The sequence below is a fragment of the Rhizobacter sp. P2_H3 genome (assembly GCF_056403355.1).
The window spans coordinates 1-22,908 of the sequence record NZ_JBFUFQ010000053.1 but is presented as its reverse complement, the minus strand read 5'-3'; the positions used below and the strand labels follow the sequence as shown (position 1 = coordinate 22,908).

Annotated in this window: 22 protein-coding genes and 1 pseudogene; 16 read left to right on the top strand and 7 right to left on the bottom strand. The window is 69.8% G+C overall.

What is annotated here, in order from left to right; all coding sequences use genetic code 11:
* Positions 1-47: 47 nt before the first annotated feature.
* Positions 48-1,322, top strand: a complete 1,275-nt coding sequence (locus AC1D1T_RS12785) for a cytochrome-c peroxidase (protein WP_477991947.1) — start codon at positions 48-50, stop codon at positions 1,320-1,322.
* Between the two features lie 12 nt (positions 1,323-1,334).
* Here the strand turns inward: AC1D1T_RS12785 and acpA are convergent, their stop codons facing one another.
* Positions 1,335-2,987, bottom strand: coding sequence for an acid phosphatase (gene acpA, locus AC1D1T_RS12780; RefSeq protein ID WP_477991946.1), 1,653 nt, complete (start codon positions 2,985-2,987; stop codon positions 1,335-1,337).
* A 69-nt stretch (positions 2,988-3,056) separates the two neighbouring features.
* Positions 3,057-4,442, bottom strand: coding sequence for an FAD-containing oxidoreductase (locus AC1D1T_RS12775; RefSeq protein WP_477827763.1), 1,386 nt, complete (start codon positions 4,440-4,442; stop codon positions 3,057-3,059).
* 282 nt (positions 4,443-4,724) lie between these two features.
* On the opposite strand from AC1D1T_RS12775, the gene AC1D1T_RS12770 reads away from it, so the two are divergent.
* From AC1D1T_RS12770 to AC1D1T_RS12745, 6 genes are read left to right on the top strand one after another with little or no spacing between them, the layout of a single operon-like run.
* Complete coding sequence (locus tag AC1D1T_RS12770; RefSeq protein ID WP_477991945.1) at positions 4,725-5,852, top strand: phosphoenolpyruvate carboxykinase (ATP); 1,128 nt, start codon at positions 4,725-4,727, stop codon at positions 5,850-5,852.
* Between the two features lie 53 nt (positions 5,853-5,905).
* Complete coding sequence (locus AC1D1T_RS12765; RefSeq protein WP_047500798.1) at positions 5,906-6,922, top strand: Fe(II)-2OG oxygenase family protein; 1,017 nt, start codon at positions 5,906-5,908, stop codon at positions 6,920-6,922.
* Positions 6,923-6,927: 5 nt separating this feature from the next.
* On the top strand, positions 6,928-7,704 hold the full coding sequence (locus AC1D1T_RS12760) for an SDR family oxidoreductase (RefSeq protein WP_477991944.1): 777 nt from the start codon (positions 6,928-6,930) through the stop codon (positions 7,702-7,704).
* A gap of 40 nt (positions 7,705-7,744) precedes the next feature.
* Entirely contained in the window at positions 7,745-8,815 is a 1,071-nt protein-coding gene (locus AC1D1T_RS12755) for a phosphotransferase family protein (protein WP_477826358.1), read from the top strand.
* 14 nt (positions 8,816-8,829) lie between these two features.
* A complete protein-coding gene (locus tag AC1D1T_RS12750; protein WP_477826359.1) occupies positions 8,830-10,077 on the top strand; it encodes an MFS transporter in 1,248 nt (415 codons plus the stop codon).
* 20 nt (positions 10,078-10,097) lie between these two features.
* A complete protein-coding gene (locus AC1D1T_RS12745; RefSeq protein WP_477991943.1) occupies positions 10,098-11,030 on the top strand; it encodes a nucleotidyltransferase domain-containing protein in 933 nt (310 codons plus the stop codon).
* On the opposite strand, the gene AC1D1T_RS12740 is transcribed toward AC1D1T_RS12745, so the two are convergent.
* Positions 10,980-12,977 (bottom strand): SDR family oxidoreductase, encoded by a 1,998-nt coding sequence (locus AC1D1T_RS12740; protein WP_465111167.1) that lies wholly within the window; start codon positions 12,975-12,977, stop codon positions 10,980-10,982. The two genes, AC1D1T_RS12745 and AC1D1T_RS12740, sit on opposite strands and share 51 nt — an antisense overlap.
* Positions 12,978-13,182: 205 nt before the next feature.
* Here AC1D1T_RS12740 and AC1D1T_RS12735 point away from each other — a divergent pair, with 205 nt between their 5' ends.
* Entirely contained in the window at positions 13,183-13,698 is a 516-nt protein-coding gene (locus AC1D1T_RS12735) for a phasin family protein (RefSeq protein ID WP_477825618.1), read from the top strand.
* Between the two features lie 118 nt (positions 13,699-13,816).
* Here AC1D1T_RS12735 and AC1D1T_RS12730 read toward each other — a convergent pair whose 3' ends face one another.
* Entirely contained in the window at positions 13,817-14,461 is a 645-nt protein-coding gene (locus tag AC1D1T_RS12730; protein WP_477825617.1) for a hypothetical protein, read from the bottom strand.
* A gap of 249 nt (positions 14,462-14,710) precedes the next feature.
* Complete coding sequence (locus AC1D1T_RS12725) at positions 14,711-15,193, bottom strand: YqaA family protein (RefSeq protein WP_477825616.1); 483 nt, start codon at positions 15,191-15,193, stop codon at positions 14,711-14,713.
* A gap of 67 nt (positions 15,194-15,260) precedes the next feature.
* Between AC1D1T_RS12725 and dusB the strand changes: the two genes are divergently transcribed.
* From dusB to AC1D1T_RS12690, 7 genes are all read left to right on the top strand, one after another.
* Positions 15,261-16,319, top strand: coding sequence for a tRNA dihydrouridine synthase DusB (gene dusB, locus AC1D1T_RS12720; protein ID WP_047500783.1), 1,059 nt, complete (start codon positions 15,261-15,263; stop codon positions 16,317-16,319).
* Positions 16,316-16,552 carry a Fis family transcriptional regulator gene (locus tag AC1D1T_RS12715; protein ID WP_047500781.1) on the top strand — a complete coding sequence of 79 codons (237 nt, stop codon included), beginning with the start codon at positions 16,316-16,318 and terminating at the stop codon, positions 16,550-16,552. Before dusB ends, AC1D1T_RS12715 begins: the two co-directional genes overlap by 4 nt.
* 14 nt (positions 16,553-16,566) lie before the next feature.
* On the top strand, positions 16,567-18,150 hold the full coding sequence (gene purH / locus AC1D1T_RS12710; protein WP_465111164.1) for a bifunctional phosphoribosylaminoimidazolecarboxamide formyltransferase/IMP cyclohydrolase: 1,584 nt from the start codon (positions 16,567-16,569) through the stop codon (positions 18,148-18,150).
* A 9-nt stretch (positions 18,151-18,159) separates the two neighbouring features.
* Positions 18,160-18,780 (top strand): lysophospholipid acyltransferase family protein, encoded by a 621-nt coding sequence (locus tag AC1D1T_RS12705; RefSeq protein ID WP_477825615.1) that lies wholly within the window; start codon positions 18,160-18,162, stop codon positions 18,778-18,780.
* Positions 18,780-19,748 (top strand): phosphatidate cytidylyltransferase, encoded by a 969-nt coding sequence (locus AC1D1T_RS12700; protein ID WP_047500776.1) that lies wholly within the window; start codon positions 18,780-18,782, stop codon positions 19,746-19,748. Before AC1D1T_RS12705 ends, AC1D1T_RS12700 begins: the two co-directional genes overlap by 1 nt.
* Positions 19,749-19,852: 104 nt before the next feature.
* A complete protein-coding gene (gene ruvC / locus AC1D1T_RS12695; RefSeq protein ID WP_477825614.1) occupies positions 19,853-20,401 on the top strand; it encodes a crossover junction endodeoxyribonuclease RuvC in 549 nt (182 codons plus the stop codon).
* A gap of 11 nt (positions 20,402-20,412) precedes the next feature.
* Complete coding sequence (locus tag AC1D1T_RS12690) at positions 20,413-21,639, top strand: alpha/beta fold hydrolase (RefSeq protein ID WP_477825613.1); 1,227 nt, start codon at positions 20,413-20,415, stop codon at positions 21,637-21,639.
* A gap of 22 nt (positions 21,640-21,661) precedes the next feature.
* Here the strand turns inward: AC1D1T_RS12690 and AC1D1T_RS12685 are convergent, their stop codons facing one another.
* Positions 21,662-22,000: a hypothetical protein gene (locus tag AC1D1T_RS12685; RefSeq protein ID WP_477825612.1), complete on the bottom strand. Its 339-nt coding sequence runs from the start codon at positions 21,998-22,000 to the stop codon at positions 21,662-21,664.
* A 15-nt stretch (positions 22,001-22,015) separates the two neighbouring features.
* Entirely contained in the window at positions 22,016-22,534 is a 519-nt protein-coding gene (locus tag AC1D1T_RS12680) for a hypothetical protein (RefSeq protein ID WP_465111160.1), read from the bottom strand.
* A 165-nt stretch (positions 22,535-22,699) separates the two neighbouring features.
* On the opposite strand from AC1D1T_RS12680, the pseudogene AC1D1T_RS12675 reads away from it, so the two are divergent.
* Positions 22,700-22,908: pseudogene (locus tag AC1D1T_RS12675) on the top strand (MFS transporter); the annotation flags it as partial.

Genomic DNA, 22,908 nt, shown 5'->3' with positions numbered 1-22,908 from the left:
GAAAATGCCACGGCCGCGGCGGCCGGGACGGCAGAATCGGCGCTTCGATGACGGCCTCCTTCCCTCGCTCCCTCCCGCTCTCCGTCCTGCGAGCGGCCCGCCTCGGGCTCGCGGCGCTGTTGCTGCTGGCCGGCCGCCCCTGCCTGGCACCCGCCGCCGCGCAGGCGGCCGAAGCCTATGCGATGCAGGCGCAGCGGCAGCCGGATTTCAAGCGCATGCAGGCGCTCGGGCGCGCGATGTTCTTCGACGCGGCCTTGTCGGCCTCGGGCGAACAGAGTTGCGGCAGCTGCCACGACCCGGCCTCGGCCTACGGCCCGCCGAACGGCAAGCCGGTGCAGCCGGGCGGGCGCGACGGGCAGGCGCTCGGCTTTCGCGCGACGCCCTCGCTGCGCTACCTGCAGAACGTGCCGCCGTTCACCGAGCACCGCTTCGACGACGACGTGGACGAGAGCGTCGACCAGGGCCCGGCCGGCGGCCACGACTGGGACGGCCGCGCAGCGACGGTGCACGAGCAATCGGGGCTGGCGCTGCTGTCGCCGAACGAGATGGCCAATGCGAGCGCGGCCGAGGTGGTGGAGCGGCTGCGCCGCGCACCGTATGCCGGCGAGTTCCGCGCCACCTTCGGGGCCGATGCGCTCGATGCGGTGGAGCCGGCCTTTCAGTGGGCACTGCTGGCGCTGGAGATGTTCCAGCAGGATGCGGCGCAGTTCCACCCGTACAGCAGCAAGTACGACGCGGTGCTGCGCGGCCGCGCGAGCCTCTCGCCGCAGGAGGCACGCGGCCTCGCGCTGTTCAACGACGAGGCCAAGGGCAACTGCGCGTCATGCCACCCGAGCGCGATCAGCGCGACGACCGGCGCGTTCCCGGCCTTCACCGACCACGGCCACATCGCGGTCGGCGTGCCGCGCAACCGCGAGCTGCCCGCGAACCGCGATGCGGGCTTCCACGACCTGGGGTTGTGCGGGCCGGAGCGCCGCGACCTGGTCGACCGGCCCGAGCACTGCGGCGCGTTCCGCACGCCGACGCTGCGCAACGTGGCGCTGCGGCAGGCGTTCTTCCACAACGGCGTGCTGCACACGCTGGACGAAGTCATGCAGTTCTACGTGACGCGCGACCTGGATCCGAAGCGCTGGTACGGCGTCGGCGCAGACGGCCGGGTCGAGCTATATGACGACCTGCCGGGGGCGCTGAAGGAGAACGTCAATCGCGATCCGCCGTTCGACCGGGTCGCGGGGGACAAGCCGGCGCTCGATGCGCGGGAGATCGCGGATGTGATCGCGTTCCTGAAGACCTTGACGGACGGCTACGTGCCGGGCGAGTGAGGCCCGGCTCGCTCAACGCAGATTCAACGCCTGCGTCAGATCCCCCATCGCCGCCGACCCGTTCTTCGCGAGCCCTTCATCGCGCATCTTCAACCCGAGCAGCGTCTCCAGCTGCCAGCGCCGCGTGATGAAGCGCAGGATCGAGCCGGTGTCGTACGGCGTGTGGTCGACGAAGCCCTTCTTCGCCCACGGCGACACGATGATCGCCGGGATGCGCGTGCCGGGGCCCCAGATGTCGCCCTTCGGCACCGGCGCGTGGTCCCAGAAGCCGCCGTTCTCGTCGTAGGTCACGACCACCAGCATGTGCTTCCACTGCGGGCTCTGCTGCAGCTTCGCGATCAGGTCGGCGATGTGCTGGTCGCCCGACGCCACGTCGGCATAGCCGGCATGCTGGTTCAGGTTGCCCTGCGGCTTGTAGAACGTCACCGGCGGCAGCGTGCCCGCGGCCGCATCCTTCAGGAAGCTCTCGTCGAAATCCTTCAGGTGCGCCTTGCGGTACGCGGCCTTCGCCGGATCGGTCGGGTCGACCGTCGCGTAGTAGTTGAACGGCTGGTGGTGCGTCTGGAAGCCGATCGGCGACGCATAGATGACCTTGCGCGCCACCGCTGCCGGTTGCCGGCCTTCGTCGGTCGCGGTGTTCCACGCGCCGCCGTACCAGGCCCAGTCGACGCCCTTGCGGTCGAGCATGTCGCCGATCGTCGCCTGCGTCTGCGGCGGCAGCGTGTTGGCCTTGCCCGCATCGGCCAGCAGGTCGCTGCCGGTCGCCGCCGGTGGCACGCCGCTCGGCTGGTAGGCCGGCTGCATCGTGTTGACCGCGTAGTACTTGCCGTCGCCGGCGTAATTGGCCGGCGTCAGGTTGCTGCTGTTGACGTACTTCGGCGGCCCGGCGATCGCCGACGACGGCGAGTCGGGCCGCGTCGTCAGCCGCGCGCTCCAGCGCCCATCGGCCAGCCGGTCGACCACCGAGATCGAGCCCTTGGCCGGCGACTGCTCGGCATCGGGGTACACCGGCACGCAGGCGCACACCAGGTACTGGTGGTTCAGGAACGAGCCGCCGAACGCGCCCATGTAGAAGCGATCGGCCAGCACGTACTGCTGCGCGATCTGCCACAGCCGCATCCGGCTGCCGTCGTAGTAGCCGAGCGACAGGCCGCCGCCATCGGCCCAGGCAGCGAACTTGTCGTTGCGTCCGCCGTTGATCTGCATCTGGTTCTCGAAGAATCGGTGGTACAGGTCACGCGTGATCACGTCCTGCCCGACCTTCACGCCGCTGCCCTGGTAGCCCGCATCGGCATCGATCTGGAACGGCCGGTTGTCCTGGTTCGCGGTCGCGCCCTGTGCCAGCGTCACCGCCTGGCCCGCCGCGGTGACGCCGCCCCAGGTCTGCGGCAGCTTGGGCAGCACGACGTTGCTGTCGCGCTCGGTCTGCGGCTGCCAGGTGCCGCGCGACGACGGGTTCACGCCGGGGATGCCGTCGGCGCCGGGGAACAGGCCGTACAGGTTGTCGAAGGCGCGGTTCTCCGCAAAGATCACGACGACCGTGCGGATGCTGTCCTGCAGCTTCGCATCGTCGATGGGGCCGCCGGTCGAGGTTGGCGTGCTGCACGCGATGAGCGAGGCCGCTGCGGTGACAACAGCGGCAATGGCAGTGGCACGGATCTTCATCGGTTGCGCTCCTGGTTGTTCTTCGAGGGAGCGCAATCTTCCCTCATTTCTTTCCGTCATTTCCTTCCGTCATTTCGGCAGCGGCTTCAGCTGCTGCAGCAAGGTCGGGATCAGCTCGCTGACCGTCGGGTGGATGTGCACCGCCCGCGCGATCACCGTGTACGGTGCGTTCGCCGCCATCACGTCAAGCAGCGAATGCACGATCTCGTCGCCGTCGATGCACAGCAGCGATGCACCGAGGATGCGCTCGGTCTGCGCATCCACCAGCACCTTCATGAAGCCCTGCGTCTCGCCGCGCTCCTTCGCGCGGCCGACACGCGTCATCGGCATCACGCAGACCAGCGCGTCGCGCCCGCTCGCCCGCACCTCGGCTTCGGTCATGCCGACACGGCCGAGCGGCGGGTCGATGTAGAGCGCATAGGCCGGGATGCGGTCGCTGACGCGGCGCGGATCGTCATCCAGCAGGTTGGCGGCGACGATCTCGTGGTCGTTGTACGAGGTGTGCGTGAAGGCGCCGCGGCCGTTGCAGTCGCCCATCGCCCAGAGCCCGGGCACGCTGGTGCGCAGCTGGTCGTCGACCTCGATGTAGCCGCGTGCATCGCAGATCACGCCGGCGTGCTCGAGCCCGAGGTCGTCGGTGTTCGGGCGGCGGCCCACGGCCACCAGCAGGTGGCTGCCGGTGAGCTCGCGCGGCCGGCCGTCCTGCAGGATGCTCAGGCGGATGGCACCGTCCGCAGCGCGGGCCAGCGAGAAATCGCGCGCCATCGTCAGCACCTCGATGCCCTCGCGCTCGAGGATCGCGCGCACCTCCGCTGACACCTCCGGGTCCTCGCGCGACACCAGGCGCCCGCCGTGCTCCAGCACCGTCACGCGCGCGCCGAAGCGGCGGTGCATCTGCGCGAACTCCAGCCCGATGTAGCTGCCGCCGATCACCAGCAGGTGCTCCGGCACGACGTCGAGCGCCATCATCGAGGTGTTGGTCAGCACCGGCACGTCGGCGATGCCCGGCCAGTCGGGCACGATCGGACGCGCGCCGGCGTTGATGAAGACCTTCGGCGCCTCGAGCACCTCGTCGCCCACCTGCACCCGGTGCGGCCCGACGAAGCGCGCCTGCCCCCACAGCAGGCTCAGGTTCTCCATGCCGCCCAGCCACGACGACAGCGACGCCACCGACTGCGCGACGATCGCATCCTTGCGCGCCTTCACCGCCTTCATGTCGACGCGCACCGCACCGTCGATCACCACGCCGTAGTCCGCTGCACGGCGCGCGACATGCGCGGTGCGCGCACTCGCCACCAGCGTCTTGGTCGGGATGCAGCCGTCGTTGACGCAGGTGCCGCCCAGGTGCTCGCGCTCGACCAGCGCGGTCTTCATGCCGGCGGCGCACAGCCGGGCTGCGAGGAACGGCCCGGCCTGGCCGCTGCCGATCACGATGGCGTCAAATTGGCGTGTCATCAGAATCCTCCATGGAAGCTGCCGCGCATCATGCGCCGGCATTCAAGAAGCCCCGCCTTGGTCGGATTCGCGACAGCGAACTGACAGCCCTCTTCGACGCAGGGCGCTTGACCGGCCCGTTGYGGCTCCGTAGACTTTGCCGCCTGGGCTCACAAGAATTCTTGTGCCCCCACCCAGCCGGCCGCCTGTCATGCGGCACACGACTCCCACACGGAGACGCTCCCCCTTCAACCGGGCCTCGGCGGCCTTGCCGCCGAGGAACATTGCGTCTTCGAGGCCTGCGTGGACACGAGTCGTCATCGGCTGCTCGACAGCCAGTTCCTGCTTCACAGCGCGTTCGGCGATGCCTGGTTCTTCGACCGCATCGCGCGCTCCTACGAGCCTTCGGTGGTCGAGCCGGGCGCCATGCCGGCGATGGACATCCGCGTGCACCACGCCAGCGCCGCCGAGCTGGCCGACGCAGCCGCCGGCTGGCCGGCGCAGGCGCGTTTCCACCGTTCGCTGAACTACCCGCACTGGAACCTCGAAGGACCGGCCGATGCCGGCATCGATGCCGGCGGTGCCATCCACCTGCCGGGCGAAGGCATGCTGTTCCGCCACGATGCGCGGCGCGCCTGCCTCGATGTGCACATCGACCCGATGCGCGCCGTGCGTTCCAGCGAGCTGATCTTCCACGCCGCGCGCAACCTGACGCTGTGGCGCCGCGGGCCGCGCTTCGCGCCGATGCTGCATGCGAGCGCGGTGGTGCTCGATGGCGGGGCCTGGCTGTTCCTCGGCAGCAAGGGGGCCGGCAAGTCGACGCTGTTCATCGACATGGTGCTGCGGCACGGCGCGCGGCCGCTCGCCAACGACCGGGTGCTGCTGGATGCCGAAGACGGGCGCAGCGTGTGGTCGTGGCCCAGCTACCTGTCGTACTGCGAAGGCACGATCGTCGACTACCCCGAGCTGCGCCGCAGCTTCGACGCCGGCCTGCGCGACCTGCAGCGCCGCCACATCGATGTCGGCCAGACCTGCGACCGGGCGCTGTACCGGCGCAGCTACGCGCAGCGGCACAAGCGCATCGTCGCGCCCTGCCTGCTGGCCGAGGTGCTGGGCACGCTGTACGTGCCGCGCGCGCCGCTGGCCGGCGTGGTGCGGGCCACGCTCGAGCCGGGCCACGCCGCCGGCGTCACCGTGCATGCCTCGGACAGCACCGCGGGCCTGCAGCATGYCGACATCGCCGATGCGCTGTTCCCGGCCGATGACCCCGATTTCCCGTGCTGGCACGGCGACACGCGGGGCCTCGCGCAGCGGCAGGAGCCCGGTGCCGCGGCGCTCGGCTGGCTGCGCGCCGCCGACGTGCCCTGGCTCGAGATCACGATCGACCCCGTCTGCGGCAAGCACGGGCTGCGCCAGCTGCTCGATCGATGACTGCCACCCCAACCGCATCCGCACCCTCACCCGACCTTCAGGGAGAACAGAAGATGACCCCCCTCGACACCCGATGCCGCGAGCTGCCGCTGGATTTCAGCTTCAGCGACGCAGAACGCAGCGCGCTGGTCCGGCGCCTGGAATCGATCCGCGTGAGCCCGTACAAGGCCTACGAGGCGTTCAGCCACGAGATCCGCATGCTGGTCGCGGGCGATCCGAACCTCGCGCGCTTTCGCGACTTCATGGAGGGGCGCCGGCGCGCGTCCGCGTACGAGCGGCCGTTCGTGTTCGTCGAGAACTGCCCGATCGACAGCCTGCTGCCCGAACTGGGCAATGTCGACCCGGTGGCCGACAAGCACCGGTTGAAGCGCAGCTTCGTCGCCGAAGGCTTCCTGCAGCTGTACGCCGAGGTGGCCGGCGAGCACCCGATCTCGTACCTGAACGTGAACGACGGCGATGTCTTCCAGGACATCTTCCCGAAAGACGCGCTGAAGGACTCGCAATCGCAGAAGGCACTCGGTCCGATCCATTTCCACAAGGATCTCGCGAACCACTTCGTGCGCCCCGACCTGGTCAACATCCTGGCGCTGCGCAGCTGCGACGACAACGAGATCTGGACCACCTTCGTCGCCAACCGCGACGTGCTGGCCGCACTCGACAAGGACACGCTGGCGGTGCTGCGCGAAGCCGCGTTCTACACGCCGTTCGACGACCTGTCGATGGTGGGCGGCAACGTGGCCCTGGGCAAGGCGTCCGAGCATGCGGTGCTGACACGCGAGGTCGACCTGCGCTTCTTCGAGAACCGCACCGAGGGCCTGACCGATTCGGCGACCCGTGCCGTGAAGCGGCTGACCGCCACGCTGCATGCGATGAAGCGCCGGGTGCTGATGCGCCCGGGCGATTTCGTCTCGATCTCGAACAACCTGTCGCTGCACGGCAAGGAGATCGGCATCGTGCGCGACGAGGCCGCCCAACACCAGCGCTGGAGCATCAAGACGGTCAACGTCCATGCCATCGCGCCGCACCAGCCGCACCTGGTCCCCGGCAGCTCGTACCTGATCAATGGATGACCGCGATGGATGAAAGCCCCCCACCCGCCCGCTGGTGCGCCGTGACGGGCGCGAGCCGCGGCATCGGCCGTGCGGTCGCGCAGGGCCTGCTCGCGAGTGGCTTCAGCGTGGTCGGCATTGCGCGCGACGCCGCGCTGCTGGCCGAACTCGAACGCGACTGGCCGCGCCGCTTCATCGCGCTGCCCCACGATGTCGCCCGGCCCGGCCTGCATGCCGCCTTCGGCCAGCTCGCCGAGCGCGGCCGCCTGCGGCTGCACGACATCGAACTCGCCGTGCACTGTGCCGGCTGCGCTTTCCAGGGTGCACCGCTCACCGCGATGAGCGATGCCGAGCTGCACGCCACCATCGACACCAACGTGCTCGGCACCACGCTCGTCGTGCGCAACCTCGCCCGGCTGCTGTTGCAGCGCGGCAGCGGCACGCTGGTCGTGCTCGGTTCGATCGCCGGGCACGACGCCGCCCCGCTGATGGCGGCCTATGCCGCGAGCAAGGCCTACACGCAGCAGCTGCTGCGCTGCGTGCGCGCCGACCTGCACGGCTCGGGCGTGCGCGTCAGCTGCGTGCAGCCAGGCACCACCCGCACCGGCCTGCTCGACGGCCAGCCCGGCCTCGATGCCGCCGCCCGCTTCGAAGGCTTCGCGCCGCTCGAAGCGCACGACCTGGCGCGCACCATCGAATGGATCCACCAGCAGCCCGCGCACGTCAACGTGCAGGAGATCAGCCTCTTCCCGGTCGCGCAGAGCCTGTACGTGCGCGGCATCCACCGACATCCGGCGCGCTGACCCCGCGTCCTTGCACCACCCTCCGTCACAGGCTCGCACCATGTCCCACACCGCTACCGCCACCGCCACGCTCCCCGCACTCAGCCTGCCGCTCCCGCTGCCCCCGGCCGACACCATCGGCATCGACAGCGAGATGATCCAGGTCGCCCGCCTGCTGTGGCCGAGCCCGCAGCAGATCGAGCCGGTCACCGGCGGCCTGTTCAACCGCGTGCTGAAGGTGACATCCCCGGCCGGCACGCACTACCTGAAGCGCTTCACCGAAGCGGCCTTGTCGAGCGACTTCCCGCCGTTGCCGACGCGTGCGGCACAGCGCTGCCTCGTCGCCTGCAGCTGGCATGACATGGCCTCGCGGGCCGCCGCGATGCACGCCGGCACGCCGCCGCTGAACGTGCCGGCGCTGGTCGCGATCCAGAGCGAGTACGACGTGATCGCGATGGATGCTGCGGCCGGCATGCCGCTGTACGAGCGTCTGCAGGCCCCCGGCACCCACACCACCACCACCGCCGCCGGCCAGGATCCCCGCATCGAGCTGCCCCTGCGTTCGATCGCGCGCTGGCTGGGCCGGCTGCACGCGCTGCCGCTGCAGCCGCGCGACAGCCTGCTCGCCGCGAGCCGGCCCTTCAAGGCCTTCAAGATCGAGCTGCAATATGCCCGGCTGGTCGATGAACTGCCGCCGCACCTGCATCGCGCAGCGCTGGCGTTCATCCACGACTACCTCGTGCTCGAAGCCGAGCCGGTGCACGGCGACCTGAACTCCCGCAACGTGCTGGTCGACGCCGAGAACGGCGTGTCGGTCATCGACTTCGAACAGGGCCACTGCGGCGAAGGCTGCTACGACCTCGCCTACCTGCTGAGCGAGTACGTGATCCGCGCGCTGCGCCACGACCGCGACCCGCTCCCCCTCGTCGCGCGCGCCTGGGACCACTACGCCAGTGCACGGCTGCTGGCCGACCCGCCGGCCTGGCGGCGACGCCTGCACCTGCACCTGGCCTTCCAGTGCCTGTACCGGCTGGTCGGCCCGACGCGCGCCGTCTGGACCGGACACCTCGACGACACCGCCGGCCGGCGCGTGCGGGCGTGGAGCCTGGGCATGCTGGAGCGCCAACTGTGAGCCGCGTGAGTCGCGTGAGCCACGCATGGCACCTGCCCCTCGGCTACATCGGATTCTTCCTGCCGGCCGGCGTGCTGCTGAGCTACCTGCCGCCCTTCCTGCGCGACAAGGGGCTGGCCCCCGACGAGGTGGCATGGATCTTCAGCGCCGTGTTCGGCGTCAAGCTGGTCACCGGGCCGCTGCTCGCGTGGTGGGCCGATGCGTCGCGACGCCAGTCGAGCCTGCTGTGGGTGGCCGCCTGGGCCGTCCTCGGCGCCGCCTGGCTGCTCGGCACCTCGACGCATTTCGCCGGGCTGCTGCTCGCGGTGGTCGTCATGGCCGCCTGCCGCAACTACTGCCAGAGCCTGCTCGAGGCCATCGCGACCCGGCTGAGGGGTACCGGCGGCGCGATGCGCTATGGCGCGATGCGGGCGCTCGGTTCGGCATCGGTGTGCGCCGGCGTGCTGCTGTTCGGCGGCCTGTGGTCGGCCGGGGCCGCATGGCAGCAGGCTGCCTTGCCGCTGATGGTGCTGGTGTCGGCGCTGGTGCTGATCACCAGCCTGCACGCGATGCAGTCGGCCGTGCGATCCATGGTGCGGGCACCCGCGCCGGTGCCGGAGCAGTTGCCAAAGCAGTTGTCCGCGCAGTTGCCAGATTCGGCGCCTGCCGGCATCGCGATGCCCGCCCGCGCGCCCGCGTCGCTCGCCACCCGCAGCGGTGTGCTGCTGCTGGTCGGCGCCACGCTGCTGATCGGCGCCAACGGCGTCTTCTACAGCAGCGCCACCTTGCTGCTGCAGCAGCAAGGCGTCGGCAGCCCGGCCATTGCCGCGCTGTGGTGCGCGGCCTTCGGCGTCGAGACGCTCGGCTTCGCGGCCTTCGATCGCCTGCGCGCCCGCTGGGGCAACGCCCGGCTGTTCGGCGCGGTCGTGATGCTGTCCCTGCTGCGCTGGTCGCTGCTCGCCGACGACGACAGCCTGCCGTGCCTGCTGGTCGGATTCATGCTGCACGTCGCCTCGTTCTCCTGGATGCACGCGCTGTGCGCGCTGTGGGTGCGTGACCTGAGCCCGAACCGCTACGCCATCACCGGCCAGGCGCTCTACACCGCCTGCGCGCACGGCATCGGCATGGCCGGTGCCGCCTGGTTCGCGAGCCGCGCACTGCCGACCTGGGGCCCCTGCGTGTACGCGCTGGCGTCCGCGATGACCGCCGCCGGCGCGCTCGTGATCGCCATCCGGGCCGCCCTGGCCCAGCGAGCCGGCGTCAGCGTGGCGCTGCACACATGACGCCCCCGCCGGGAGCTCCCATGAGAGACTGCACCCGCCTCGCCGAACAGCTGTCGCAGGCCACGCTGCGCCACTGCCCGCATGCGCTGGCCGTCGCGCTCGGCGGCTCGCAAGCCAGCGGCCGGCACGATGACCATTCCGACCTCGATCTCGTCGTGCTGCTCGCCGAGGGCGCGCTGGTCGAAGGCGCCCGCCAGGTCGGCGAGGCGCTGCTGCCGCTGGTCGCGGAGCCGGTGCAGCTGGTCGGTGGGCCCGCCTGGAAGGAAGGCTTCGGCTGCCGCACCTCGGTGCTGTATGCCGATGGCTTCAAGCTCGAGCTCTTCGTCGTGACGCCCGAMACGCTGCCGGTCGTCGAGCGCGTGCTGCGCTGGCAGCCGCTGTGGGGCGCGCGGCACCTGATGCCGCTGCAGGCGGCGGTGGCCCGGCAGCTGACCAACGACTGCATCGCGGCGCGCGCCCAGTTCGACGTGGCTTACGCCCACATGTCGATCTGCCGCCACCTGACGCGCGGCGAGTTGTTCGCGGCACGCCAGGTGCTGACCAGCCTGGTCGCGATCGCGCTCGCGCTGCGCCTGTTCCAGCTGGGCCGCGCCTACGACCCGGTCGCCAGCGTCAAGCGCATCGTGCGCGACGGCCTCGACAGCGACCGTGTGGTGCGCGAGATCGAGAGCGCGTCGACCCAGCTGAGCGGCAACCCCCTGCAGCTGGCCGCGGCACTGCACATGCTGCGGCGCACCTGCTGGGCGATCCTGCGCGACCTGCCCGAGCGCAGCAACGGCACTTGCGCGGCGCAGCAGCACCTGGAGCAGATCGCCACCGCGTCCGAGCGCTGGATGGAGGCGGGTGCCGGTGCGGTGCCGGCACGCGAGTACGTCTCGGATGCGCAGGAGCCCTCGGGATGGTCAGAAATGGATGCCGCGCATCATCTGCTGCAAGGCCATCGCCTCCGGTGACAGCGTCGGCTTGGCGGACTTGTCGCCCTTGGCCGCCGAACTGTCCGGGAACATCCGGAAGCTGGTGTTCATCACGATCTGCGCGATGCGCGGCACCAGCGCATGCAGCACCTCGCCGGCGATGCCCAGGCGCGTCGCGATGCGCACCGGCTTGTAGACGCAGGCCTGCGCGATCATGTCGGCCGCCTCCTCGGGCGCGAGCGTCGGCACGTTGTTGTAGATCTTGGTCGGCGCGATCATCGGCGTGCGCACCAGCGGCATGTTGATCGTCGTGAAGGTGATGCCGGTGTCGGCGTACTCGCTCGACGCGCAGCGCGTCCACGCATCCAGCGCCGCCTTGCTGGCCACATAGGCCGAGAAGCGCGGCGCGTTCGTCAGCACGCCGATCGAGCTGATGTTGACGATGTGGCCCTTCTTCTTCGCGACCATGCCGGGCAGCAGGCCCATCGTCACGCGCAGGCAGCCGAAGTAGTTCAGCTGCATCGTGCGCTCGAAATCGTGGAAGCGGTCGTAGCTGCTCTCGATCGCGCGGCGGATCGAGCGGCCCGCGTTGTTGACCAGGAAGTCGACGCCGCCGAAATTCGCGTTGATCCAGTCGATCAGGTCGCGGCAGCTGGCCTCGTCGGCGATGTCGGACGAGAAGGTCTCGACGCGCGCATCCTTGCCGGCGGCCAGCAGGATCTCCTTGCGGGCCTCGGCCAGCTTGGCCTCGTCGCGGGCACAGATCAGCGTGATCGCGCCGGCCTCGGCGAACTTGATCGCCGCCGCGAGGCCGATGCCCGACGAGCCGCCGGTCACCAGCACCACCTTGCCGCCCACCGTGCCGCGCAGCGAGCGGTCGATCAGCAGGGCGGGGTCGAGGTGGCGCTCCCAGTAATCCCACAGCCGCCACGCATAGTCGCGCAGGTCGGGGCAGGCGATGCCCGAGCCCTTCAGTGCCGCCAGCGTGTCGCGGCAGTCGAAGCGCGTCGGGTAGTTGATGAAGGTGAAGATGTCCTCCGGCAGCCCGAGGTCCTTCATGACCGCGGCGCGCACGCGGCGCACCGGCGCGAGCGCCATCAGCCCCTTCTTGACGCTGCGCGGGATGAAGCCCAGCAGCGCGGCGTTGATGAACAGGTTCATCTTCGGTGCGTGCGCGGCCTTGCTGAAGATGTCGAGCACGTCGCCGACGCGGTAGCCCTGCGGGTCGACGAGGTGGAAGCACTTCCGGTCGAGCTCGGCTTTCGCGTGGCTGATGTGGTCGAGTGCCGCGACGACGAAGTCGACCGGCACGATGTTGACGCGGCCGCCCTCGAGGCCGACGCTCGGCATCCACGGCGGCAGGATCTGCCGCATGCGCTGGATCAGCTTGAAGAAGTAGTACGGCCCGTCGATCTTGTCCATCTCGCCGGTCTGCGAATCGCCAGCCACCATCGCCGGGCGGTAGACCGTCCACGGGATCCTGCATTCCTTGCGCACGATCTTCTCGCTCTCGTGCTTGGTCATGAAGTACGGGTGGTCGAGGCCCTCGGCCTCGTCGAACATGTCCTCGCGGAACACGCCCTCGTACAGGCCGGCGGCGGCGATCGAGCTGACGTGGTGCAGGTGGCCGGCATCGATCGCGCGGACGAACTCGACGACGTTGCGCGTGCCTTCGACGTTCACGCGCACCTGGCTTTCCTCGTCGGCGGCCAGGTCGTAGACCGCGGCGAGGTGGTAGGCGTGGTCGATCGTGCCCTTCAGGGCCTTCAGCGCGTCGGCCGAGACGCCGAGTTTCTTCGCGGTGAGGTCGCCGTAGACCGGAATCGCGCGCGCCTTCGAGACGCCCCAGTACTGCAGCAGCTCGTCGACCTTGCCCTCGCTCTCCGGCCGCAGCAGGAAATGGACGGTCGCGCCGCGGCGCTGCAGCAGGGTCTTGACGAGGCGCTTACCGATGAAGCCGGTGGCGCCGGTGACGAAATACTGCATGCAGTCCTCCTGGGGCGGTCGGGTTGACGACCGGGATTGATTTCGTTCGATTCTTGACCAAAGCCGCTTGCGCGCTGCTGCGCGATTACCCGAGCCCGCCCATAGAGGCTGCGCCCTAGAGAAAGCCGGTGGCGCCCGCCGGAGGGCCTCCTATAGTGGCCCCGCGACTTTCACATCACCGACTCAACAACGGAAAGAGGAACCCATGGTCAAGAAACTCCAGAAGATGGCCGAGAAGAAGAGCGCCTCGGCGGCCGGCCTGCTCGACAGCGCGTTCGCCGGCACGGTGAAGGATTCGGCGCAGCAGATCTGGCTGGCCGGGCTGGGCGCCTTCTCGAAGGCCCAGGAAGAAGGCGGCAAGGTGTTCGACGCGCTGGTCAAGGAAGGCGTCAGCCTGCAGCGCAAGACGCAGGCCGTGGCCGAAGAGAAGATCGGCGAGGTGACGAACCGGATGAGCGGCATGGCCGGCGACGTGACCGCCAAGGCCGGCCAGCACTGGGACAAGCTGGAGTCGATCTTCGAGGAACGCACCGCGAAGGCACTGGCCAAGCTGGGCGTGCCGAGCGCAAAGGATGTCGCCGCGCTGACGAAGCGCATCGACGAGCTGAGCGCGAAGCTCGCCGGACTGAACGGCAGCGCAGCGACCAAGGCGCCGCGCAAGGCTGCGGCCAAGGCACCCGCCAAGACGCCCGTCAAACGGGCCGCACGCAAGGCTGCCTGAGCGGCTTCAGCCCATCGGCCGCCGCGGAACCGGCTCCGCCGGGCCGCTGGCGGCGCCCCCTTGAGGGGGAAGGCGCGCAGCGCCTCCGGGGGTGGTCAACTTTCTACCTCCGGGGTGGTCAACTTTTTCCGGTCATGGAGCGCTCCCACTCCTGGTCGACCTCCATGAAGGTCGTGACGCTCGCTTCGCGCACCTGCACATGCGTGGTGTCGCCGAAGTCGGACATCTGCCGGGTGCTGGCCGTGATGCGCGTGCGGGCCAGCGTGCCCGAAGCGCGGGCCCGCAGCAGCGTCAGGCCGCGTGCCGACCAGTCCATCACCAGCGTGTCGAGCTGGGCCATGGCCTTGCGCAGCAGCTCGGCCGGCAGGTCCTCGAAGGCCTTCATGCCCTTGGTCTTCAGCGCGCGCTCGAGCATGTTGAGGTGCACCAGCACCCGGCGCGAACGCGGATCGCGGTCGAGCACCGCAGCCAGTTCGAGCCGCATCGCCTGCACGTCGGCGGTGTCGGACGGCGACATCTTCGGCGCGAGCACCGAATCGCCGAAGCGGGTCGCCGGGTCGTCGAGCACCAGCTTGAAATCCAGGCCCTGGCGCTTCAGCCGCACCGGGCGGCGGAACAGGCGCTTCAGCCAGCGCACCGGGTTCTTCAGGAAGGCGTTCGGGTCGGCCGCGGGCTTCGCGGGCTTGGCAGCCTTCTCTTTGGTGACTTGTTTGGTGGCCTGTTTGGTGGCCAGTCTGGTGGCTTCTTTCGCAGGCGCTTTCACGGCCGCTTTCGCAGGTGCGTTCGCAGAGCGGACCTGAGCCTTCGCCACAGCCGGCGCGGGCTTCGGCTTGGTCTCGGGCTTGGATTGGGTCGGAAATTTCATGCTCTGCCTTGTCAGCCCGCCGGGCACTGCGGGGATCGTGCCACGAGGGGCCGGTGCGCTGTCATCGCGAAGCGCCGCCGGTCATCGCGAGCCGGCAATCCATCACGGTTTGATTGCGCACCGATGCGGTGCCAAACGAACCCCCCATCATCCCGCAAACCAGCCCGGGAACAGCCACAGCGCCCCCGCCGTCATCACCAGGTAGCGTGCGAACTTGCCGATCGCCATGAATCCGACGCAGGGCCAGAACGGCAGCTTGAGCCAGCCGGCCACCGCGCACAGCGGATCGCCGACGATCGGCAGCCACGACAACAGGCAGGCCTTCGCGCCGAAGCGCTGCAGCCAGCGCAGCACGCGCACCTCGTGCGGCTTGTGCTTCACGTGTTCGTAGGCCTTCTCGGCGCCGTAGCCCATCCACCAGGTGATCGCACCGCCCAGCGTGTTGCCGACGGTCGCCACCAGCACGGCCGGCCAGAACAGGCTGGGGTTGGCGCTGACGACGGCCACCACCATCGGCTCCGAGCCCATCGGCAGCAGCGTGGCCGACACCAGTGCGATCACGAAGACGGAAGAGAGTCCGAATTTCGGCAGCGCCAGCAGCGCGATCAGCGGGTCGATCCATGCATCCATCCGCGGGCATTATGCGCAGCCCCCAAGGGCTATACTCCTGCCTCCTTTTTTGGCACTCCCCCCCACCATGCCCACCGGCCCCGTCATCGGCGACATCACGCTGCCGAACCGCTTGTTCGCCGCGCCGATGGCAGGGGTCACCGACCGGCCGTTCCGCCAGCTGTGCAAGCGGCTGGGCGCGGGCTACGCGGTGAGCGAGATGGTGACGTCGCGGCGCGAGCTGTGGAACAGCCTGAAGACCTCGCGGCGCGCCAACCACGATGGCGAGGTGGCACCGATCGCGGTGCAGATCGCCGGCACCGAGCCGCAGGAAATGGCCGAGGCGGCTGCCTACAACATCGACCGCGGCGCCCAGGTGATCGACATCAACATGGGCTGCCCGGCCAAGAAGGTGTGCACCAAGTGGGCCGGCTCGGCGCTGATGCAGGACGAACCGCTCGCGCTCGCGATCATCGAGGCGGTGGTCGCCGCCTGCGCGCCGCGCCGCGTGCCGGTGACGCTGAAGATGCGCACCGGCTGGTGCCAGGCCGAGCGCAATGCGGTGGCGATCGCGCGCGCCGCCGAAGCGGCCGGCATCGCGATGGTGACGGTGCACGGCCGCACGCGCGAACAGGGCTACGGCGGCCACGCCGAGTACGACACGATCGCCGCGGTGAAGGCCGCGCTGCGCATCCCGGTGGTGGCCAACGGCGACATCGACTCGCCCGAGAAGGCCCGCGAGGTGCTGGCCGCGACCGGCGCCGATGCGCTGATGATCGGCCGTGCGGCGCAGGGCCGGCCGTGGATCTTCCGCGAGATCGCGCACTTCCTGGCCACCGGCGAGCACCTGCCGGCGCCCGAGGTGCTGCAGGCCAAGACCTGGCTGCTGGAGCACCTGCACGAGCACTACGGGCTCTACGGCGAACACGCCGGCGTGCGCACCGCGCGCAAGCACATCGGCTGGGCGGTGCGCGCGCTGCCCGGCGGCGAGGGCTTTCGCGCCCACATGAACACGCTCGACACCTGCGAGGAGCAGGTGCGGGCCGTGACGGACTGGTTCGATCAACTGGCCGGCACGCACCATCGGCTGCCCGCGGCACACCCCGGCGGCGCAGCGAATCACGATCTCATCGAACAACAAGCATGAGCAAGAAGCACATCGAAGAATGCATCCGTGACAGCCTCGAAACCTATTTCAAGGACCTGCGCGGCGTCGAGCCGAACGCCATGTACGACATGATCCTGAAGGTCGTCGAGAAGCCGCTGCTCGACGTGGTGATGAAGCATGCCGACGGCAACCAGAGCCGCGCCGCCGAATGGCTGGGCATCAACCGCAACACGCTGCGGCGCAAGCTGCTGGACCACAAGCTCACCAAGTAATCGAGGCCCCCCTCATGCAAGCCCTGCTTTCCGTTTCCGACAAGACCGGCGTGCTCGATCTCGCACGCGAACTGCACGCCCTCGGCTGCAAGCTGCTCTCGACCGGCGGCACCGCGAAGCTGCTCGCCGACGCCGGCCTGCCGGTGACCGAGGTCGCCGACCACACCGGCTTCCCCGAGATGCTCGACGGCCGCGTGAAGACGCTGCATCCGACCGTGCACGGCGGCCTGCTGGCGCGGCGCGATGTGCCGGAGCACATGGCGGCGCTGCAGCAGCACGGCATCTCGACCATCGACCTGCTGGTCGTGAACCTCTACCCGTTCGAGGCCACGGTGGCGAAGCCCGGTTGCACGCTGGAAGACGCGATCGAGAACATCGACATCGGCGGGCCGGCGATGGTGCGTTCGGCCGCGAAGAACTGGAAGGATGTCGCGGTGCTGACCGACGCGTCGCAGTACGCCGGCGTCGTCGCCGAGCTGAAGGCGGCCGGCAGCGTGAGCCGCGAGACGAAGTTCAAGCTGTCGGTGGCCGCGTTCAACCGCATCGCCGACTACGACGGCGCGATCAGCGACTACCTGTCGTCGCTGCAGGCCGACGGCAGCCGCAGCGCGTTCCCGGCGCAGAGCAACGGCCGCTTCGTGAAGTTGCAGGACCTGCGCTACGGCGAGAACCCGCACCAGGCCGCCGCGTACTACCGCGACCTGAACCCGGCGCCGGGCTCGCTCGTCACCGGCCGGCAGCTGCAGGGCAAGGAGCTGTCGTACAACAACATCGCCGATGCCGACGCGGCCTGGGAATGCGTCAAGTCGTTCGGCCCCGGCGACGCGCCGGCCGCCTGCGTGATCGTCAAGCACGCGAACCCGTGCGGCGTCGCGATCGGTGCGAGCGCAGCCGAGGCCTACAGCAAGGCGCTGCACACCGACCCGAGCTCGGCCTTCGGCGGCATCATCGCGTTCAACGTCGAGCTCGACGGCGCGGCGGCGGCGCTGGTCGTCAAGCAGTTCTCCGAGGTGGTGATCGCGCCGTCGTTCAGCGCCGAGGCGCTGGCGGCCTTCAAGGGCAAGCCGAACGTGCGGCTGCTGCAGATCGCGCTGCCGCCGGGCGGCGCCACGCCGTGGCTGCAGGGCCGCAATGCGCAGGACGTGAAGCGCGTCGGCTCGGGCCTGCTGATCCAGAGCGCCGACCTCCACGAGCTGGCGCTCGCCGACCTGAAGGTCGTCACCGTCAAGCAGCCGACGCAGCAGCAGATGCTCGACCTGCTGTTCGCGTGGAAGGTCGCGAAGTACGTCAAGAGCAACGCGATCGTGTTCTGCGCGAACGGCATGACGCTCGGCGTCGGCGCCGGGCAGATGAGCCGCGTCGATTCGTCGCGCATCGCGAGCATCAAGGCCGAGAACGCGAAGCTGTCGCTGAAGGATTCGGCGGTGGCGAGCGATGCGTTCTTCCCGTTCCGCGACGGGCTGGACGTGGTGGTCGACGCCGGCGCGAGCTGCGTGATCCACCCGGGCGGCAGCATGCGCGACGACGAGGTGATCGCCGCCGCGAATGAACGCGGCATCGCGATGGTGCTGACCGGCATCCGCCATTTCCGCCACTAACATCCGGGCATGACCCGCCCCGAGTTCGTCGGACTGCTGCTTTCGTCGATCGCTCGCCTGATCACCGGTGCCCAGGGGCACTGGTACGGCAGCCCGCCGAAGGCCGAGCAGCGCATCTACTTCGCGAACCACCAGAGCCACTTCGACTGGGTGCTGATCTGGGCCTCGCTGCCGCACGACCTGCGGGCGCAGACGCGGCCGATCGCCGCGCGCGACTACTGGACCTCGTCGCCGCTGAAGCACTGGATCACGCGCGAGGTGTTCAATGCCGTCTACGTGAGCCGCATCCGCACCGAGGACGAAGACCCGCTCGAGCCGCTGGTCGAGGCGCTGCGCAACGGCGACTCGCTGGTGATCTTTCCCGAGGGCACGCGCGGCAACAAGGGCGAGCCGCAGGCCTTCAAGGCCGGCCTGTACCACCTGGCCGAGCAGTTCCCCGGCGTGCAGCTGATACCCACCTGGATCGACAACGTGCAGCGCGTGATGCCCAAGGGCGAAGTGGTTCCGGTGCCGATCCTCTGCTCGGTGACCTTCGGCGCGCCGATGACGCTCGCGCCCGATGAAGAGAAACGTGCCTTCCTCGACCGTGCGCGTTCCGCCGTGATGGCGCTCAGCAAGGTGGCCGCCTGATGGGTGCGCTGCGTCAACTGACGGTGACCCAGCAGGTCGGCCTGCTGTTCGTGATCATCTTCGGGCTGCTGGCCATCGTGACCGGCCTGGCCTTCGCGCGGTCGCTGCGCGAGCTGTCGCCGGAGATGGCCGAGCTGACCGAGCGCTTCCGCCGCGAGCTGCGCGCGGTGTGGATCGGTACGGTGCTGTTCTGGGTGGCGTGGGCCTCGGGCGCATTCGTCGCGACGCTGCTGTTCGCGCTGATGAGCTTCCTCGCGCTGCGCGAGTTCATCACGCTGACGCACACGCGGCGCGGCGACCACCGCGCGCTGCTCGCGGCCTTCTTCGTCGTGCTGCCGGCGCAGTACTTCCTCGCCGGCACGCGCCACTTCGACCTGTTCACGGTGTTCATCCCGGTCTATGCGTTCGCGGCGTTGCCGATCCTCGCGGCGCTCGGCAACGACGCGACGCGTTTCCTGGAGCGCACCGCGAAGATCCAGTGGGGCACGATGGTGTGCATCTACGGCATGAGCCATGCCCCTGCACTGCTGCTGCTCGATTTCGAGGGCTACCAGGAACGCGGCGCCTTCCTGGTGCTGTACCTGGTGCTGGTGGTGGCCTGTGCGCAGGGCGTGCAGGCGCTGGCGAGCCGGCGGGTGCGGGCGCGGCCGGTGGCGCGGCAGATCGACCGCACGTTCTCGTGGCGCGCGTTCGTGATCGGCGCGCTCGGTGGCGGGCTGGTCGGCGGGCTGCTGTACTGGATCACGCCGTTCAAGCCGGCACAGTCGCTGCTGATCGGCTTCATCGCCTCCGGCTGCGGCACGCTGGGCTCGCTGGTGATGCAGGCGCTGAAGCGCGATGCCGGCGTGCGGCGCTGGGGCAACCGGGCGTCGGTGACCGGGGCGGTCGGCCTGCTGGACCGGGTGGCACCGCTCGCGTTCGCGGCGCCGGTGTTCTTCCATTCCGTGCGCTGGTATTTCGATGCCTGAGGAAATTCGCCCCCCAGTCGCTGCGCTCCTGCCCCCAAGGGGCGCCACCCCAGGGGCCCGGCAAAGCCGGTTCCCCGGGGCGTTGCTTGGTCCGGAACGACACGATGCGCATCCTGGGCATTGATCCGGGCCTGCGAACGACAGGCTTCGGCGTCGTCGACGTCGACGGTCAGGCGCTTCACTACGTCGCGAGCGGCACCATCAAGACCGATGCCGCCGACGCCGGCCACCTGCCGGCGCGGCTGAAGATCATCTTCGACGGCGTGCGCGAGGTCGCCGCGCGCTACGAGCCGCACTGTGCGTCGGTCGAGATCGTGTTCGTCAACGTGAACCCGCAGAGCACGCTGCTGCTCGGCCAGGCGCGCGGCGCGGCGCTGACCGCGCTGGTGTCGGGCAACCTCGATGTGGCCGAGTACACCGCGCTGCAGATGAAGAAAGCCATCGTCGGGCACGGCCAGGCGCGCAAGGAACAGGTGCAGGAGATGATCATGCGGCTGCTGAAGCTGCCCGGCCTGCCCGGCAAGGACGCCGCCGACGCGCTCGGCCTCGCGGTGTGCCATGCGCATGCCGCGAAGTCGTTCGCCGCGATCGACCGCGCGACGCAGCGCACGCGCACGACGCGGGCGCAGTTCAAGGCAGGGCGGACGTACTGAGGATGCGGACGATGTGGCAAGGCTTGGCGCGGCGCGTGGCCGCGGGGATCGCCTTCGTGGCCATGGCGGGCGCAGCCTGCGCGCAGGAGGGCCCGTCGTTCCCCCCGCTGGAAGCCTCCGGCCCCGCCCCCTACGTGATCGGCACCGAGGCCGATCTCGCCGCGTCGCCGAGCTGGACCGACCTCGAGGCCATCGCCCTGAAAGAGGCCCAGCTCACGCGCGGCGCCTTCGCCGGCGCCGATGGCGTGAAGATCCACTACCGGCTGTACCAGCACCGCGCCGAGACGCGCGGCGGCATCGTCATCTCCACCGGCCGCACCGAAGGGCTGGCGCTGTACCAGGAGACGGTGCGCGACCTGGTGCGCAGCGGCTACTCGGTCTACATCCACGACCACCGCGGCCAGGGCTTCTCGCAGCGGTTGCTGCCGCAGGACGATTCGATCGGGCACGTCGAGAACTTCGACGACTACGTGAACGACCTGGCCGCCTTCGTCGATGGCCCGGTGCGCGCGGCGCGTGCCGGCCGGCCGCTGCCGCTGTTCCTGCTGGCCCATTCGATGGGCGGTGCGGCGGCGGCTCTGTTCCTCGAGACCTCGCCGTCGGCGCGCATCGCGGCGCTGGCGCTCGTCACGCCGATGATGGCGCCGTGGGCCACGGGTGCCAGCAACGCCGGCGTCACGGCGCAACTGGCCGACTACCTGTGCGATGGCGGCACGATGCAGCTGTCGGGCATCGCCTGGCTGATGCCGAAGAGCTATGCCGAGGGCACGCCCTTCGACCCCGCCTACGAGTTGATCCGGCAACGCGCCCCTGATGCGCCGAACGCGCTGACCCACAGCGCGGCGCGCTTCAAGCGCCACTGGGACATGCGCGCGCAAGCGCGCTGCGACGGCCCGGACTGCGGCTCGCCGCATGCGAAGGTGGGCGGCGTGTCGTACCGCTGGTTCCAGCAATCCTGCGCCGCCGCGGAGCGGGTGCGCGGCGAGGCGGCTGCACGCATCCGCCAGCCGGTGCTGCTGCTGCAGGGCGAGCAGGACGTGGTGGTGAAGCCGTCGGCCCAGAAAACCTTCTGCGACAACCTCAACGCAGCGCACGGCGCCGGCTACTGCATCGGCCGCACGGTGGTGCAAGGCAAGCACTCGCTGCTGATCGAGGCCGACGCGGTCCGCATCCCGGTGCTGCACCGCGTGCTCGGCTTCTTCGACTGCGTGGCGAGCGGCGCGGCGCGCTGCGAGTGAGCCGTCTCCGGCCTGATGCGGCTCAGTGGTACTTGACGTAGTACCACACGCCCAGCGCGAGGATCACCAGCACCGGTAGGCCGATCGGGAACTCGGTGTAGCGCCGGCCCTCGAGCCGGAACAGCCAGGTGATGACCTCGCCGAGCAGCGTGCCGACGACCGGGCCGAACAGGAACCCGACCAGGCCGAAGCCGAGCGCCGTGCCGCCGATCCAGCGCACGAACACCGGCCGCAGGTCGGGCACGTCGATCGCCGCGTGGTACACGCCGAGCCACCAGGCCACCGCCGCACCGATCACGGCGCCGATCACCACGCCGACGAAACCCGACGCGAGGCGATCGCCGACATCCAGTCGAGCCATCGCGGCCCCGGTGCCTCAGTGCTTGCGGCGGTCGAGGCTCGAATGGCCCTCGATCGCCGGAGACGGGCGCAGGCGTTGCGGCGACAGCTCGTCGCGCGCGCGCTGCTCGAAGGACATCAGCCGGCCGAACTCGAACAGCACCAGGCCGATCAGGCCGATGCCGCCGGCCATCGCCAGCACCTGCGCGGCCGGCAGCGCATCGACGCCATGCAGCCACGGGCGCACCAGCAGGCTCGCGACGCCGATCACCGCACCGGCATGCAGGCCCACCGAGCCGGCGCGTTGCAGCGCCTCGGGCAGGCCGGTGGCCGGCCAGGCGTCCAGCGTGCCGGGCACGCGCGCGACGACGCCGATGCGGTACAGGCCCGCGAGCAGCAGCACCAGCGCGATCAGCCCGGAAAGCAGCGCCGCGGCCGCTTCCGCCGCATCGCCGAAGGCCGGCAGGCCGCCGAGGCGCGCCAGCACGATCGGCAGCAAGAGCCCGAACAGGTTCAGGCAGTAACACAGCTTGAGCAGGAATGTGGCCCGTTTCATGTGGTCTGGATCTTCTGAAGTGAAACGCCTCCCCGGCGCATGAACGGCGAAGTCTAGCGAGCGGGCGCGATGCGGTCGCGCGCGGCGCGCCCCCCCTGTTGGGGGGTGTGTCGGTTCGCTGCGACGAGAATGGCCGTTTTTGCCCCGACGACGGAGGATTTCCCGATGCCCCACCGCCACCTCGACACCCGCAAGCGCTGGCTGGCGCTCGCCGTGCTGTGCCTGGGCGTGCTGATGATCGTGCTGGACACGACCATCGTGAACGTCGCGCTGCCGTCGATCCGCAGCGACCTCGGCTTCTCGGAAACCTCGCTGGTGTGGGTGGTGAACGCCTACATGCTGACCTTCGGCGGCTTCCTGCTGCTCGGCGGGCG

Excerpts from the sequence above, each read along its gene's own strand:
- ruvC (WP_477825614.1), top strand. The coding sequence starts at position 19,853 with ATGCGCATCCTGGGCATTGATCCGGGCCTGCGAACGACAGGCTTCGGC.
- AC1D1T_RS12775 (WP_477827763.1), bottom strand. The coding sequence starts at position 4,442 with ATGACACGCCAATTTGACGCCATCGTGATCGGCAGCGGCCAGGCCGGG.
- AC1D1T_RS12760 (WP_477991944.1), top strand. The coding sequence starts at position 6,928 with ATGGATGAAAGCCCCCCACCCGCCCGCTGGTGCGCCGTGACGGGCGCG.
- AC1D1T_RS12735 (WP_477825618.1), top strand. The coding sequence starts at position 13,183 with ATGGTCAAGAAACTCCAGAAGATGGCCGAGAAGAAGAGCGCCTCGGCG.
- AC1D1T_RS12690 (WP_477825613.1), top strand. The coding sequence starts at position 20,413 with ATGTGGCAAGGCTTGGCGCGGCGCGTGGCCGCGGGGATCGCCTTCGTG.
- purH (WP_465111164.1), top strand. The coding sequence starts at position 16,567 with ATGCAAGCCCTGCTTTCCGTTTCCGACAAGACCGGCGTGCTCGATCTC.
- AC1D1T_RS12755 (WP_477826358.1), top strand. The coding sequence starts at position 7,745 with ATGTCCCACACCGCTACCGCCACCGCCACGCTCCCCGCACTCAGCCTG.
- AC1D1T_RS12740 (WP_465111167.1), bottom strand. The coding sequence starts at position 12,977 with ATGCAGTATTTCGTCACCGGCGCCACCGGCTTCATCGGTAAGCGCCTC.
- dusB (WP_047500783.1), top strand. The coding sequence starts at position 15,261 with ATGCCCACCGGCCCCGTCATCGGCGACATCACGCTGCCGAACCGCTTG.
- AC1D1T_RS12765 (WP_047500798.1), top strand. The coding sequence starts at position 5,906 with ATGACCCCCCTCGACACCCGATGCCGCGAGCTGCCGCTGGATTTCAGC.
- AC1D1T_RS12685 (WP_477825612.1), bottom strand. The coding sequence starts at position 22,000 with ATGGCTCGACTGGATGTCGGCGATCGCCTCGCGTCGGGTTTCGTCGGC.
- AC1D1T_RS12705 (WP_477825615.1), top strand. The coding sequence starts at position 18,160 with ATGACCCGCCCCGAGTTCGTCGGACTGCTGCTTTCGTCGATCGCTCGC.
- AC1D1T_RS12725 (WP_477825616.1), bottom strand. The coding sequence starts at position 15,193 with ATGGATGCATGGATCGACCCGCTGATCGCGCTGCTGGCGCTGCCGAAA.
- acpA (WP_477991946.1), bottom strand. The coding sequence starts at position 2,987 with ATGAAGATCCGTGCCACTGCCATTGCCGCTGTTGTCACCGCAGCGGCC.
- AC1D1T_RS12715 (WP_047500781.1), top strand. The coding sequence starts at position 16,316 with ATGAGCAAGAAGCACATCGAAGAATGCATCCGTGACAGCCTCGAAACC.
- AC1D1T_RS12700 (WP_047500776.1), top strand. The coding sequence starts at position 18,780 with ATGGGTGCGCTGCGTCAACTGACGGTGACCCAGCAGGTCGGCCTGCTG.
- AC1D1T_RS12680 (WP_465111160.1), bottom strand. The coding sequence starts at position 22,534 with ATGAAACGGGCCACATTCCTGCTCAAGCTGTGTTACTGCCTGAACCTG.
- AC1D1T_RS12785 (WP_477991947.1), top strand. The coding sequence starts at position 48 with ATGACGGCCTCCTTCCCTCGCTCCCTCCCGCTCTCCGTCCTGCGAGCG.